The sequence below is a fragment of the Streptomyces sp. NPDC051020 genome (assembly GCF_040683105.1).
In the GTDB taxonomy this organism is placed as follows: Bacteria; Actinomycetota; Actinomycetes; order Streptomycetales; family Streptomycetaceae; genus Streptomyces.
In genome coordinates this window covers 24,668-37,481 of the sequence record NZ_JBFBCG010000032.1, presented here as the reverse complement: position 1 = coordinate 37,481, position 12,814 = coordinate 24,668, and the positions used below count along the sequence as shown (strand labels likewise).

Annotated in this window: 15 protein-coding genes and 2 pseudogenes; 3 read left to right on the top strand and 14 right to left on the bottom strand. The window is 69.0% G+C overall.

Annotated elements, in window-relative coordinates; genetic code table 11:
• The first annotated feature begins 47 nt into the window (after positions 1-47).
• Together AB0N06_RS19090 and AB0N06_RS19085 are read left to right on the top strand one after the other, a co-directional pair.
• Complete coding sequence (locus AB0N06_RS19090; RefSeq protein WP_366135845.1) at positions 48-251, top strand: hypothetical protein; 204 nt, start codon at positions 48-50, stop codon at positions 249-251.
• A 38-nt stretch (positions 252-289) separates the two neighbouring features.
• Positions 290-688 (top strand): annotated as a pseudogene (locus AB0N06_RS19085) (SDR family NAD(P)-dependent oxidoreductase); the annotation flags it as partial.
• A 42-nt stretch (positions 689-730) separates the two neighbouring features.
• On the opposite strand, the gene AB0N06_RS19080 reads toward AB0N06_RS19085, so the two are convergent.
• The 11 genes from AB0N06_RS19080 to AB0N06_RS19030 form a co-directional block, all read right to left on the bottom strand.
• Complete coding sequence (locus tag AB0N06_RS19080) at positions 731-1,000, bottom strand: DUF6529 family protein (RefSeq protein ID WP_366135894.1); 270 nt, start codon at positions 998-1,000, stop codon at positions 731-733.
• The gene (locus AB0N06_RS19075) at positions 997-1,227 is read right to left on the bottom strand and encodes a DUF6529 family protein (protein WP_366135893.1); all 231 of its coding nucleotides are present in this window, start codon (positions 1,225-1,227) and stop codon (positions 997-999) included. Before AB0N06_RS19075 ends, AB0N06_RS19080 begins: the two co-directional genes overlap by 4 nt.
• Positions 1,228-1,306: 79 nt before the next feature.
• Positions 1,307-1,471 carry a hypothetical protein gene (locus AB0N06_RS19070; RefSeq protein WP_366135844.1) on the bottom strand — a complete coding sequence of 55 codons (165 nt, stop codon included), beginning with the start codon at positions 1,469-1,471 and terminating at the stop codon, positions 1,307-1,309.
• A gap of 555 nt (positions 1,472-2,026) precedes the next feature.
• The gene (locus AB0N06_RS19065) at positions 2,027-3,247 is read right to left on the bottom strand and encodes an acyl-CoA dehydrogenase family protein (RefSeq protein WP_366135843.1); all 1,221 of its coding nucleotides are present in this window, start codon (positions 3,245-3,247) and stop codon (positions 2,027-2,029) included.
• Positions 3,244-3,408, bottom strand: a complete 165-nt coding sequence (locus AB0N06_RS19060; RefSeq protein ID WP_366135842.1) for a hypothetical protein — start codon at positions 3,406-3,408, stop codon at positions 3,244-3,246. The genes AB0N06_RS19065 and AB0N06_RS19060 overlap by 4 nt, the downstream gene beginning before the upstream one ends.
• On the bottom strand, positions 3,405-5,015 hold the full coding sequence (locus tag AB0N06_RS19055; protein WP_366135841.1) for a hypothetical protein: 1,611 nt from the start codon (positions 5,013-5,015) through the stop codon (positions 3,405-3,407). The genes AB0N06_RS19060 and AB0N06_RS19055 overlap by 4 nt, the downstream gene beginning before the upstream one ends.
• Entirely contained in the window at positions 5,003-5,368 is a 366-nt protein-coding gene (locus AB0N06_RS19050; RefSeq protein ID WP_366135840.1) for a hypothetical protein, read from the bottom strand. Before AB0N06_RS19050 ends, AB0N06_RS19055 begins: the two co-directional genes overlap by 13 nt.
• Positions 5,369-5,373: 5 nt before the next feature.
• The gene (locus AB0N06_RS19045) at positions 5,374-6,585 is read right to left on the bottom strand and encodes a hypothetical protein (RefSeq protein WP_366135839.1); all 1,212 of its coding nucleotides are present in this window, start codon (positions 6,583-6,585) and stop codon (positions 5,374-5,376) included.
• A gap of 835 nt (positions 6,586-7,420) precedes the next feature.
• The gene (locus tag AB0N06_RS19040) at positions 7,421-8,071 is read right to left on the bottom strand and encodes a hypothetical protein (protein WP_366135838.1); all 651 of its coding nucleotides are present in this window, start codon (positions 8,069-8,071) and stop codon (positions 7,421-7,423) included.
• 12 nt (positions 8,072-8,083) lie between these two features.
• Entirely contained in the window at positions 8,084-8,371 is a 288-nt protein-coding gene (locus AB0N06_RS19035; protein WP_366135837.1) for a hypothetical protein, read from the bottom strand.
• On the bottom strand, positions 8,368-8,880 hold the full coding sequence (locus AB0N06_RS19030; RefSeq protein ID WP_366135836.1) for a cupredoxin family copper-binding protein: 513 nt from the start codon (positions 8,878-8,880) through the stop codon (positions 8,368-8,370). The genes AB0N06_RS19035 and AB0N06_RS19030 overlap by 4 nt, the downstream gene beginning before the upstream one ends.
• Before the next feature lie 401 nt (positions 8,881-9,281).
• On the opposite strand from AB0N06_RS19030, the pseudogene AB0N06_RS19025 reads away from it, so the two are divergent.
• Positions 9,282-9,377, top strand: a pseudogene (locus tag AB0N06_RS19025) (IS5/IS1182 family transposase); the annotation flags it as partial.
• A 189-nt stretch (positions 9,378-9,566) separates the two neighbouring features.
• Here AB0N06_RS19025 and AB0N06_RS19020 read toward each other — a convergent pair.
• From AB0N06_RS19020 to allB, 3 genes are all read right to left on the bottom strand, one after another.
• A complete protein-coding gene (locus AB0N06_RS19020; RefSeq protein WP_366135835.1) occupies positions 9,567-9,896 on the bottom strand; it encodes a putative quinol monooxygenase in 330 nt (109 codons plus the stop codon).
• A gap of 155 nt (positions 9,897-10,051) precedes the next feature.
• Entirely contained in the window at positions 10,052-11,167 is a 1,116-nt protein-coding gene (gene alc / locus AB0N06_RS19015) for an allantoicase (protein ID WP_366135834.1), read from the bottom strand.
• Between the two features lie 2 nt (positions 11,168-11,169).
• Entirely contained in the window at positions 11,170-12,513 is a 1,344-nt protein-coding gene (gene allB, locus AB0N06_RS19010; protein WP_366135833.1) for an allantoinase AllB, read from the bottom strand.
• Positions 12,514-12,814: the final 301 nt, after the last annotated feature.

Below are 12,814 nucleotides of genomic sequence, written 5' to 3'. Positions count from 1 at the left end.
ACCGGCGGCCGACGCCGCGGCCGGACCGGGCCCGCGAGGCTCTCCCCATGAAGAAACTCTGCGAGTCGGCCGGCTTCATCGTGTTCATCCAGGGCGTCGCCGGGCTGCTGCACGAATGGACGGGCTGGTTCCGGCTCTGGGCGGTGGTGCGGCGGTTGGAATTCCTCAGCGGCTACCCGGTCTTCGTCAACATCGTGCTGGTGGTGACGGGCGCCTCGGTGATGGTGGCGGCGGACCGGCTCAAGGAATAACGGCCTCCGCCCCGCGACAGGGAGTGGATCGGCAATACGGCCGCCGGGCGCTCGCCCTGCGCGCCGGCTCTGCCGACCCCGAGGCGGTCCCGGCGGCCGTGCACGAGACCGCGGACACGTTCGGCCGGCTCGACATTCTCGTCAACAACACGGGCATCGGCGTCCTCGGCCCCATCGGCTCACGCACCCCGGCCGATGTGGACCGGGTGCTGGCCGTCAATGTCCGGGCGGTGTTCCTCGCCTGCCGGGCGGCGGCCGCCCGGATGGAGCACGGCGGCCGCATCATCTCCGTCGGTACGGCCCTGAGCAGGCACGCGCGCGGTCCGGGCGCCACGCTCTACGCGATGAGCAAGCCGGCGCTTGCCGGTCTCACCAAGCCGCTCGCCCATGAGCTCGGCCCGCGCTCCATCACGGTGAACCTGATCCAGCCCGGGGCCGGGGCCGCCGTTGGCCGTCGGCAGAGACGTCTCGCGCTCTGCTCACAGGCCGGGTGCCTGGAAGCCGTTCAGGTACCAGAAGGGAGCGGCGTACCAGACCAGGGCGATCGCGGTGACGAGGGTGCCTCCAGCCAGAGGGAGTGCCCAGCTGGGCCAGTGGCGGTGGCGGACCACGATGACCTTGGCGACGAAGGCCCCGTAGAGGAAGCAGCCGGTGAGCGAGTGCAGCGCCAGGCGGGTGTCGGTCAGCTGGACGCCATAGGTGGTGATGCAGTGCTGAGCGATGGGGAGGGAGAGGAGGAAGGCGGTCAGACCGATGAGGCGGTGCGTCGTGTTGACCCGGTGCGGTGCGGTGCGGTGCGCAGTGCGGGCAGACGGCCGTACATCCAGAGGGCGAGAAGTAGCTGAATCAGCGCCAGGCCCATTACTGCGGAGCCGAGTTGGGCTTTGAGGAGTCTGGCGTCGTCGCCGCGCTGCCCGAAGAGGCTGTTCTCGTAGGCAGGGGTGTGTACCCGGCCGTACCAGTAGAGGCCGACCATGACCGCCACGGGCAGGAGCATCCACAGGACGCCGTGGAGCCGTCGGTGGTTGACAGGGTGAGCGAGGCCGTCCACGTGATCAGCCGCCCCCGCTCTCGATTTTGCCGCCCTGGAGCCGGACGGCACTCCACGTGGTGCCGGGCGCGGCGCTGCGGTTGCTGGTGGTGTGAGCCGACGGGCCGGAGACGAAGCGAGGATCGGTGCGGGCGGATGCGACCGCCACCCGTGCGGGCTGCGGGCTCACGGCGATCGTCGTCCTTCTGCCGCCGGAGCAACCGTTGTGCATCGTGGCACGCATGGCGTCTGCGGCGACCGAGGCAGTCGCGAGGCGAGGGCTTCTCAACAGGTTCTCCAGGCGTTGCGGGCCGATCTCGCCAATAGGTCCGAAGAGTCCCTGCCGGGTCCAGTCGGCGCGTCAGCAGGTACGTGAATCGAGGAGAGCGGTTGGGCCGGACGGCCGATGAGAGCGGCATGCCGAGCCAGGTGAAGGAGGGGCCCTGTTCGTAGTTGACGGGGTGGGGAGGCAGCCGCGTTCGAAGCGGGCCCCGGCGCGGACGATCAGGCACATTCAGGTGCGCCGCCGGACGCCCCTGCCGACGCGGCCATGCTCGTCGCCCGCAGCCTGGTGACCGGCGCGCAGGCCGTCGCGAGCCGTACGTGCCCCGCGCGCCGACCCGGCCTCAGCCGCGACGGCTGCGCGCCCAAGCACTCGTAGGTCGTTGGTCTCGCATGTCCATGCATCGTCGCCGATGGATGCGCTGCGATGACGTGTTCCCTTACCCGGCTTGAGGATTCGGAGTCATGGTCTGTGGAACGACGGGTCGTGCTGCTCGCCGAGTACGGCCTGCCCGATGGCCGCCAGGACGTGGTCGTCGTTGTCATGGAGCGCGTAGAAGGTCAGGTCGCGCAGGATCCGCTCCACGGGGCTCGGGCGGATCAGGCTGCGGGCACCGCACGCGCGGATGACGTGGTGCACTGTCTCTTCCGCCACATGCTCGATCACATGCCAGGCCCTGCTGCCGGCGATCCGTGCCTCCTCGACCCTGCCTTCGTCCCACAGACCGGCGACGTAGCGCAACCAGAGGCGGGCGGTGTCGATGTTGACCGCCATGCTGCCCACCCGCTGCTGCACATGGGGATCACCGCCCTTGCCCTGCCGCCTCAGATACCCGAGCCCGTATTCGTTCGCGGCCAGGGCGCCGCCGAGGAAGCTGGCAGCGTAGTGCGGGATGAATGCGGTCTGCCAGTGCCCTTCGAAGTAGCCGCCGGGGCGGCCGATGAGATGCTCGCGCGGTACGAAGGTGTCGTGGAACCGCACCACATGGCTGACCGTCGCGCGCATGCCGATCGGGTCCCACCACGAACTGTCCACCGTCACAGTCGGGTCGGACAGGTCGCAGGCGAGCAGCAGGAGTTTTCCGTGGGCCTCTCGGCCGTGCCGGGCTCCGCCGGGGCCGGCCGGATCGACGAGCAGGATCGCCCACTGGGCTCCGGTGGCGCTGGTGGCGAACGCCTTGCTGCCGCTGAGGGTCCAGCCACTGCGGACGGGTGTCAGCACGGTGCCGAAGCGACTGCTCTCGCCCGGCTTGGGGGCCTGGGGTTCGCCGCTCCAGGCGGCCCATTTCTCTCCGTGTTCGACCACGCCGGTGAACCAGTGTCGCTTCTGCTCCGGGCCGGCCAGGGCGTCGATGAGGACGAGTGCGTTGGCGTGCCCCTCCCAGCAACGGGCCAGTGACAGATCGGCCTTGGCCAGCGTGGTGGTCATCTCCCACAGGGGAAGGGTGTTGCGCTGCTGGGGCCCGTAGCCCAGGCCGCCGTGCTCCCGCGGCACAGGGGCGGCCAGGAACCCGCCGGAGAACAGATCGTCGAAGTCCTCGGCGGGGAAGGCGGCCCTGCGGTCGTATTCCTCGGCGCGGGGGGCGAAGTTGTCCGCGGCCAGCTTCGCCACGGCGTCGAGAACGACCCGGTCGCCCCCGGCCACCGGATCGCGGGCCGGACCGTGTCCCAGGTCGTCGGTCATAGCAGGACGGCCCCTTCCGAACGGGAGAAGTGGGCGCGGTACATCACGTTCGGTGTCTGCGGATCGACGGTATGGACGGTATGGACATCAATGGCCAGCAGGCCGCGGTTGAGGGAGCCGCAGAGGATGACCTGGCGGGAGCCGAGCGGACGGGTCGTCATGGTGCCTGTCCGCTCGTGGGCCCAGCCGGGGGCGATTCCCCCGGCTGGGTGAAGTCGTGGACGTCGGCGCGCTCGACCTGGCTGAAGCAGAGGGAGCGCAGTGGCAGCGCATCGGGGAACGGATGCCCTGTCAACAGCTGGAATTGTTCGCTCACTTCGACGAGCAGGACGTCCCAGCCGTCGATGCCGATCAGTCCGCGGGCGCGGGTGGCGCTCATGAGCGCGGTCGGAGGATCGCGGTAGACCATTTCCAACACCGCCGCGTCCGGGTCAACGGCGGAAACCGGAAACGGTTGCCTTTCCGCCAGGGGTGTGGCGTGGACGAGCACAGCGTGTCCTGCCGGGGAGAACCGGGAGAGCGGTACGTAGGGAGCCCCGAGGCGCGAGGAGGCTTCCCGGCCGCGCGCATGCCCCCGGTTGACCAGGGTCACCCGGGCTCCGGCCTCGAGCAGGGCCAGCGCGACAGCCTGCCCGGTGCTGCCGCAACCGATGACGGCGGCCCTGCGGCCGCTGGGATCGACCCCGGCCCGGGCAAGGATGTGCAGGGCAGCGGCGGTGTCGGTGGTGGCCGCCCGCCAGCGCCCGGCGTCGTGCCACAGAACGTTGGCCGCGCCGCACCGCAGCGCCTGCGGGCCGACGATGTCGGCTGCTTCGACCGCGCTCTGCTTGTGGGGAGCGGTCACGGTCAGCCCGCGTAGCGGCAGCCGGGCCAGCGCCCCGAAGTCGTTGGCACAGCGCCAGAAGCGGGGGAACGTGTCCACCTGGAAGGGCAGGTAGAGCGCGGGCAGCTGCAGCTCCCGCAACGCCGCATTGTGCAGCCGGGGTGAAAGCGAGCGTCCCGGGGCACGGCCGGCAATGCCGAACAGGGCGCTGAGCGGTGGCAGCGCGGGCAGTCCGTAGTCGGTCAGGAGTTGGCCCACGCTCGGCATTCCGTCCGCCCCCGGGGCACCGGCCCGGCCGAAGGCGAGGGGCGCGCCCAGCCACGGCGCCAGCACCCGGGTCCAGGTGCCGGCCGGACCGGACGCGAACGCCGTCACGTCGGAGCGCCCGAGCCCGGTGAGCAGCAGCGGCGAGGCCGACCCATAGTGGGTTCCCGACTGCGGCACGAGAAGGTACAGCAGCGCAGCTGTGGTGGCCATCGTGGCGAACCGCTCCCGCAGTTCCGCGGATGCCTCCAGCACGCCTGCCCCGCGGTCGGCGCTCCGCTCGGGGCGTGCGGGTTCGGGCTGGTGCCAGGAGACGCGCCGCTGCCGGGCGGGGATGCCCGCCAGCAGTTCCGGGACCAAGTCGTCCACGGCCTCCAGATCGACCACGTCATAGTGGTCCGCCGCGCGGAGGAGCCGGGTGCGGCGTTCGACCGGGCCGACAGCCGAGCGGCCGCCGTGGCGCGGGGATCGCAGGCTGTAGGTCACTGGCCCGGTGAAGTGTTGGCGCAGCCGGTGCGGATCGGGGTCGCCGACCAGGTCGGCACGCACCTCCAGCGCGTCGGCCACCCCTGCGAGGCCGCGCAGGCGAGGCGTGGTGAGATCCTCAGGTTGGGCGACCACTGCGACGATGTGAGCCCGCCGCGTGACGGCGGCATCGCACCCGCTCGTCAGCCGCTCCATTGGACGTACTCCTCCAGAGGGGCCCGCGGCAGGACGAACCGATTGACAGCCGGGGTGCACACGACGGGACGGTCAGAGTCGATGCCCAGCAGCAGGCGCAGGGCATCCGCGTAGCCGGCGGTCGGCGGCCCGTTGAGGCGCAGGTTGTCGCGGAAATGAGCCCGTGCGGCGGCGGTATCCGCGGTGGCGTCCCCCTTGGTCGGCAGCGCTCCCGACCTGGCGGCGCGGGCACGGCGTTCGACGACGTCGTCCATCGACGGCGGCCGGTCGGCGTCATCAGGCGTGGGCCGATCACCGCGGTCGAACGCCTCACACAGGGCGTCCACCAACGCCTCCGGGGTGCTGCCGATCACCGCGATCACCTGCCACATCCGGGTGTTGCGGCTCGTCGGTGCGCCGCGAGGAGGTCGGAGCGAAGCAGTTCGCCCAGGCGGACGCGGACGGACCGCTGGATGTGCCGGGCGCACCGGCCGTACACCTCCGGGGACTGCCCCTCTGGATTAGGGATGTCACAGCGTGGATCCAGGCACAGGGTGCGGCCCTCGGCCTCGGGTGCCATGGCGATCACCCCGTGGCGATGGGCCCGGGTCATGCAGTAGATGACGGAGCTGTCCCGGCAGAGCTCAGGAGTGACCGGGCGTGCTCGGTGAAGCCAGGGATTCCCGCGGCCCGGCACTCGGTCCAGTCCGAGCTCAGTGAGCGCGGACCTGGCGTCGGGAGCCATCGGGTCCCCAGGCCGCGTCGTCGCAACACCCGCGCTGGAGAACCAGAAGGCGTACGCGACTCCCGCCTCCGCGGCCTGGGCCCACGCGATGACCTCGGCCATGGGCGAACGGGAGGTGTTCCCGCCGCAGACGAACAGCACGCGGCACACCGCCCTGGTGGCGCGTACCCGCCACCAGGTGACGGCCGACGGGTAGGACAGCGCCGCCGCTGCGCCAACGCCGAAGACGAGCGCGAGGAGCTGAGCGTCCCCCGGAGCTTGGAGCCCGGCCACCCACGCCAGCGAGAAGGAGGCGGCCAGACCGGACATCAGGCTGGCGAACGCCCATGCCGGCACGCCCCAGGTGTACTCGCGTCGGTCCAGGTAGATCAGCGAAGCGAAGACGAACAGCACCTCGTACGCCACGCCTATGCCCGCCGCCGCCAACGCGACAGGGGTACCGAGGAATGTGGTGAAGCCCGCTCGCAACTGCGCTTGCCCGGCCAGTGCCCCTGCCGCCAGGAGCAGAGCCAGCCAAACCGGTGCGGCGACATGCTCCTCCACGAAGAAGCGGCGGTCTGTTGCGAGAACCCCCGACTTGGCCACCCGGCTCATGATTTCGAACCGGCCCATGTAGCCGACGAGATAGATCAGGACGCTCAGCACGGCAGCCAGCGTGAGGTGGTAGCTGTTCACATCACCGAGTGCCACTGAAACCGCGATCAGGCTGAGGCACAACCCCACCCAGGAAGATGCCGTCACCCGCCGTTTGCGCGCCTTGTCAACCAACGGGGAGACAACCAGAACTCCCCCGCGCATCAACAACAGCATGAAGAGGATCGACACACCGGAAAAGGTGTAGTTCATCGTGGTGGTGCCGATAATAAGCGAAGCGAAGAAGCCGGCTGCCAACGTGTCCCGACCCGCCACTGGAATCCAACGCCCCCCGATCCCACTCCGCCGCATGTGCCGCCACCAACCCGACAGGGCTACGAACACAGGCATCACCACGAGCTGCCCGAGGACGGCTGCGGGCAGCAACTCAGAGCCGCTGACCGGATTCCCCGACAGCGGAGTCACTCCGCTGGCCAGTGCTTTCACCAGCATGGCGTACGGAACATACGATATGAAGTAACCGAAAGTGAGCCATCCCATGCGCAGGCCCGTTTCTGATCGAATGTTCGGGATATTCCTACAGGTGGAGTGGCGAAGTGCGGCAGACGACACTCAACCGTCGAGGGGTGCCCTGAGATCGATGTGCTCTGCCCGTCGCCCGAAAAACAGAACCCCGATAACCGCTCTGGAATGATAACCGCTCTGGAATTTAGACCGACACGCACGGTCGAATCGCGCATCGGTTCCGGCTAGTGACCACCTATTGCGCCGACGTCGCGTAACCGTCAGGGCGCCGTAACAAAATCATGTCAGACCACTGCGTGCATCCCGTGGCCCGTGCAAGAAATTCGAGGCCAGTCATCAGACGGGTGCTGTTACTGAAAAATTTTACCGTTCGCGCGGAAACGTGGCCGGCGCATGAAGCGCACGCTTCCTGTCCATGCTCCCTCTTCGATAGCCGGCCTGCCACTTGTCGGTCGGCGGGTAGGCCGCCGCGCCGGGTGGTGTCCGCTGTGTGGGAGGTGCGTCGGCGTCTGGTTCATCTGTCCGGTGCCGTGTTGTGCGAGGGCGGGCAGGCTCCGGGTGTTCATGTGAGTTTCTCGTCCTTGACCGCCAGTGCGTGGCTGCCCTGCCGGTAGTCGACGGTGCGGATGCCAAGTGCGTCCTTGAGGCGTCCGGCGGGCAGCACCTGCGGAATGGGGCCGGGGCCATGGCCGGGTTGGGGAAACGGGTAGCAGGTGGGGGCGGCCGAGTGGAAGGTGATGTTGCCCTCGGTCTTGGTGAACAGCTGGTGGACGTGCCCGTTGAGGCACGTGACCGAGGAGAAACGGCGCAGCATCGCCAGCACCTGCACCGCATCGTCGGTACCCCAGCCCCACTTCGGATACATCGCGAACAACGGGATGTGACTGAAGACGACGATGGGGGTGTCCGATGACAGGCCGGCGATGTCCTTGCGGACGAAGTCGATCTGATCGCTGCCCAGATGGCCGAGTTGCTCAAGGTGCAGAGTGTTGACCAGCGCGATGAAGTGCACACCATGGGTGTCGAAGCTGTACCAGCCGTCGCCGAGGGTGTTTTTGGCGAAAGCCTGTCGGTATGCCCGTCCGTTATCTCCGATCGAGTCGTGCTCGCCCGGCACGGTGAAGATCCGGTCCGTGCGCAGCTGCGACAGTATCTGCTTGACCTGGTCGAACTGGGCGGGGGTGGAAAGGTGTGTCAGGTCACCGCTGTGCATGACGAAGTCGGGTCAGAATCCGAGGGAGTTGACCTGATTGATCGCTGCAGTGAGTGTTCCGGCGACATTCATGTTGGCCGGGCCATGGAAGCCGATGTGGCTGTCGGAGATCTGCACGAACCGCAGGTCTGCGCTGCCTGCCGGGGTGGGGTCCGACGAACCGGAGATATGGCTGATCACCTCTCCCCCGGTGACTGTCAGGACCACGGCGCCACCGAACCAGGCGGAGTGCCGCATGAGCTGACGACGGGTCATACCGTGCTCGCCGTCGCCGCTGGAGTCGTGTGTGGGTCCGGTCATGGGGTCACCTCCACGGTGGCGGTCATGAACGGGTGGACGGTGCAGTAGTAGGCGTAGGTGCCGGGTTTGGTGAAGGTGTAGCTGTAGGTGGCGTTGGTGGCCAGGCCTGCCGACTTCAGCGGCCCGCCCGACCCTTGTTTGCTGGTGACGGTGTGAGTGTCGGGGTCGGTGTTGGTCCAGGTGACCTTCGTGCCCTTCTTGACCGTCAGTTTGGCCGGGGAGAAGGCAAAGTTCTTGATCGTCACCGCGTTGGCGGCCGTCGGAGCGGACGGTTGGCCGGTGGCAGGTGAGGCCGAGGACGTGATGGGTGGTGGGGTGACCGTACCGCCGGTTCCGGAGACACCGGGCGTTCCCGGCAGGGTCTGGCCAGTGCCGGGACTCAGCGCGCCCGCTGGTTTGGGGTGTGACGATCCGCCGCACGCGCTGAGCAGTCCCAGTGCTCCGGCAACGGCGACAGCGGCCAGGCACGTGCGTGACCACCGAACCAGCACAGAGGAGTGAGCATTCATGGTCATCGTTCCTTCTACGCATTCCCCACCGCACGGGGGGTGTGATCCAAGACCGATCCGGGATCGGCCCGTTTCAGGCAGACAGGCAACCGGGTTATCCCCCCGGGGGGTATTTGAAGGCGCGCAACCCGGTGGGTTACTTTAGGTGGGGGGTCAGTAGGTTCCATTCAGCGAAACGAATCCCACAGCGAAGTCTTCGTTGTTTCACTGTGACGGCGGGTAGCAGTACGCCTGGAGCCAGGAGAGTTCCTGCGGTGTCCGTACCGGGCCGCAGGCGACGGCGGACAAACACTGCACTTCGACCCGACCGAAGCCCTGGTGCACCGTCAGCCGACGCCCGCACCGGTGGCGTCAGGCGCGCCGGATCCGCGATCGCAGCGCCGCAACCGGCCGGAGTGAGCGAGAAAGACCAGACCGAACTCCCGGCCTGGAAAGAGGAACACAACGCCTCCCACCGCAAGGTCCGCACCCACGTCGAGCGCGCCTCCGCCCGGATGACGGATGTCCACGAGGAGTTCTGAGACCGACCGGCACATGGGGGGTGGGATAAGGATCGGGGCTGGGTGCGTGCGGCTGCAAGGCGGAGGATGGAGCCATGGTGATGGACGACAACGCGGCAGATGTGCGCGCCCAGCCCGCGACGCCGCCCCAGGTGCCGGTCGGTCTGAACCGTCAGGACTCACGGACTACTGACGGCTGGGCCTGAGCTCCGTCATCCGGGACCAACCGTCGCCCGGGACCTCGACATTGATGATCTCCGGGGTCACCGCGACGAGGTCCGCCATCTGGTCCATAGCCGCCGCAAAGTGCTCGGACTTCACATGCGCCTCTCCGGCCTCGGGGGACGCGAAGGCCTCCAGGAGCACGAACTGGTCCGGGTTCTCGACGCTGTACGACCACTCGAAGAACAGGTTGCCCGGTTCCTGACGGGTGGCGAGGGTGAAGGGCTCGACGGCGGGCAGCCAGTTGTCGCGCTCTTCGCTGTGGACGGTGAACTTGACGGCGATGAAGATCATGACAACTCCTGCTCGGGATGTGCGACGCACTCAGGGTCCCATAAGCCCTGGATGCGGACGCATCGGGCGCACCCGAGGGGGTGGCGGGAGCCGCCGCGCCCGAAGGCGTGGCAGGCGTCGCCACCCGCGAGGGGCGGCAGGGCCGCCCGTCCTCGTCAGCCGCCCAGTTCCTGGTGGCGGGCGGCCAGTCGGGCCGCCCCCTCCTCCGTCAGCGAGCCGAACAGCCGCAGCCGTGAGATACCGCCATCCGGGAAGATGTCGATCCGCACGTGCGTGGCGCGCACGGCCTCCGGGAGGACGAAGCGGTGATTCGTGTCGGGCTGCAGCCGGGTCCGCGGCAGCACTTCCGCCCAGTCTCCGCTCCTCCCGTCCCGCACCGACAGGCTCGCCCATCCCGCCGAGTTGCCCTTGAGGCAGGCGGTGTCGATCTCGACGGCCCGGATCTCCGCCTGCTCGGCGAGCCGGTAGCGGATCCAGTCGTTGCCCTTGTCGCGGCGGCGTCGGGTCTCCCAGCCGTCGTCCATCGTGCGGGAGCGACCGGGCTGGATGGTGTTGGTGGCCGGGGAGTAGAAGCGGTCGGAGGCGTCCTCGACCTGGCCGCCGTTCTCCAGCGCGGCGAGGTCGAAGGTGGTGAGGGCGGCCAGCCATGCGGGGTCGGGGGCGACCTCTCCGTAGACCCGGAGCCGGGCGATTCCGCCATCGGGGTGCTGGTTGACCCGCAGATGGGTGACGCACCGGCCGGCGTCGACCGCGAAGCCGTTGGCCGCGTGGCCGCCGACGGCCGTACGGGGTATGAGGGTTGTCCACGTCACGTCCGGTGCGAGGAGTTCCTCGGGGGACGGGAAGCCGGGCACACAGGCCGCTTCGATGGAGACGGCCTGCGGGTAGTTGCCGCGGAAGTGGGCGGTGTCGACGACGATGCCGCGTATGACGCCGGGCACGCCGAGCCGTACCAGCGCCCAGTCGTGGTCCTCGTCCGAGGGGTGCGGCTGCGCGGCGCTGACGCCGCGGCGGCGACGGGACTCCCAGCCGTCCATGACCTTGCCCTTGTGCCCGAAGTGCTCCGGGTCGAACTCCGCGGGCTCCGGCTTCAGCAGGTTCTCGCGCTCGGCGAAGAACTCGTCGTTGGCGGCGATCACACCCGCGCCGAGCCGCCGGTCGGCGAGATCGACGAAGTGGGTGAAGGGGAAGTCGGCGGTGCGGTAGTCGGCGTACGGATCGCCGCCTCCGTACGGGTCGGCGTCACCGGTGAAGTGCGCTGTCGCCGTCATGGTCAGTGGTTCCTTTCCAGCAGGCGGCCGGTGGGCTCCGTGAAGACGCCGTCGGCTGCGATCCGCTGCCCGCGCAGCCAGGTCGACTTCACGACACCGTGCAGGGTCATACCGGCGTAGGCGGTGACCTGGTTGCGATGGAGGAGCTCGGCGGGGTCGACGGTGAAGGTCTCGTCGGGGGCGAGGACCGCGAAGTCGGCGTCGCGCCCGGCCTCGATGGCGCCCTTGCGGGTCAGTCCGGCCAGCTCGGCGGGGGCGGTGGACATCCAGCGGACCACATCGTCGAGCGAGTGGCCGCGCCGGCGCGCCTCGGTCCAGATGGCGGGCAGTCCGAGCTGGAGGGAGGAGATGCCGCCCCAGGCCGAGGCGAAGTCCGGCGTCTTGAGGTCCACGGTGCAGGGCGAGTGGTCGGAGACGATGCAGTCGATCGTACCGTCGGCGAGCCCGGCCCAGAGCGCATCCTGGTTGGCGGCTTCCCGGATCGGCGGGCAGCACTTGAACTCCGTCGCCCCGTCCGGGACTTCCTCTGCGGTGAGGGTGAGGAAGTGCGGGCAGGACTCGACGGTGACGCGTACCCCCTCCTGCTTGGCGGCGGCGATCAGCGGCAGCGTGTCGCTGGACGACAGGTGCAGGACGTGGATGCGCGCGTTCAGCCGCCTGGCGTGCGCGATGAGGCTCTCGATGGCGGTGTTCTCGGCGTCGCGCGGCCGGGAGGCGAGAAAGTCGGCGTAGGCGGGTCCGCCGCGCTGCGGTGCGGCCGCCAGGTGGTGCGGGTCCTCGGCGTGCACGATCAGCAGCCCGTCGAAGCCGGCGATCTCGGCCAGGGAGCGGGCCAGCTGTTCCTGGTCCAGCTCCGGGAACTCCTCGACCCCGGAGGGCGACAGGAAGCACTTGAAGCCGAAGACCCCGGCCTCGTACAGCGGCCGCAGATCCTTCACGTTGGACGGGATCGCGCCGCCCCAGAAGCCGGTGTCGATGTGCGCCTTGGCGGCTGCCACCTGCTGCTTCGTACGCAGATGACCGACGGTGGTGGTCGGCGGGAGGGAGTTGAGGGGCATGTCGAGCAGCGTGGTGATCCCACCCGCCGCGGCGGCGCGGGTGGCGGTCCAGAAGCCTTCCCACTCGGTGCGGCCGGGGTCGTTCACGTGGACATGGGTGTCGACGAGGCCGGGCAGCAGGACGTCGTCACCGAAGTCCTGGAGCCGGGCGTCGGCCGGCACCTCGGTGTCGCACGGCAGGACGGCGTCGATCGTGCCGCCGGCGACGGCCACCGTCGCGGGGCGCGTCCCCGCGGGGGTGACGACGCGCGTCGAGCGCAGTACCAGGTTCACGTCCGCACCGGACACCCGTGCCCCTCACTTCCGGATGGTCGGCGGCTCACGGCCACCGAAGAAATTCAACGAACTGTTGAAGGAGTCTCCACTCGGGATTCCAGCCCGTCAAGACCCCACCTTCCTCGCCGGACAGCCAGCGGACCACTCCGCACATCCGACTGGAGATTTCCACAAAGTAAAAGACCAATTTCGAAGAGCGGAACGTAGCATGGACCAGGTGCGGCATCGCGGAACGGTCCGGCTGATCCCGAGCACCCGGACAAACAGGCCCTGACCGGCCAGGACGCCGCACCGGGGGCAGTGGGCCGATGGG

What these genes read in the sequence shown, in the direction of transcription:
- AB0N06_RS19020 (WP_366135835.1), bottom strand. Translation starts at nt 9,896, where the DNA reads ATGATCTTCATCGCCGTCAAGTTCACCGTCCACAGCGAAGAGCGCGAC.
- AB0N06_RS19030 (WP_366135836.1), bottom strand. Translation starts at nt 8,880, where the DNA reads ATGAATGCTCACTCCTCTGTGCTGGTTCGGTGGTCACGCACGTGCCTG.
- AB0N06_RS19055 (WP_366135841.1), bottom strand. Translation starts at nt 5,015, where the DNA reads ATGGAGCGGCTGACGAGCGGGTGCGATGCCGCCGTCACGCGGCGGGCT.
- AB0N06_RS19075 (WP_366135893.1), bottom strand. Translation starts at nt 1,227, where the DNA reads ATGGTCGGCCTCTACTGGTACGGCCGGGTACACACCCCTGCCTACGAG.
- AB0N06_RS19045 (WP_366135839.1), bottom strand. Translation starts at nt 6,585, where the DNA reads ATGAACTACACCTTTTCCGGTGTGTCGATCCTCTTCATGCTGTTGTTG.
- AB0N06_RS19040 (WP_366135838.1), bottom strand. Translation starts at nt 8,071, where the DNA reads ATGCACAGCGGTGACCTGACACACCTTTCCACCCCCGCCCAGTTCGAC.
- AB0N06_RS19035 (WP_366135837.1), bottom strand. Translation starts at nt 8,371, where the DNA reads ATGACCGGACCCACACACGACTCCAGCGGCGACGGCGAGCACGGTATG.
- AB0N06_RS19060 (WP_366135842.1), bottom strand. Translation starts at nt 3,408, where the DNA reads ATGACGACCCGTCCGCTCGGCTCCCGCCAGGTCATCCTCTGCGGCTCC.
- AB0N06_RS19090 (WP_366135845.1), top strand. Translation starts at nt 48, where the DNA reads ATGAAGAAACTCTGCGAGTCGGCCGGCTTCATCGTGTTCATCCAGGGC.
- alc (WP_366135834.1), bottom strand. Translation starts at nt 11,167, where the DNA reads ATGACGGCGACAGCGCACTTCACCGGTGACGCCGACCCGTACGGAGGC.
- AB0N06_RS19065 (WP_366135843.1), bottom strand. Translation starts at nt 3,247, where the DNA reads ATGACCGACGACCTGGGACACGGTCCGGCCCGCGATCCGGTGGCCGGG.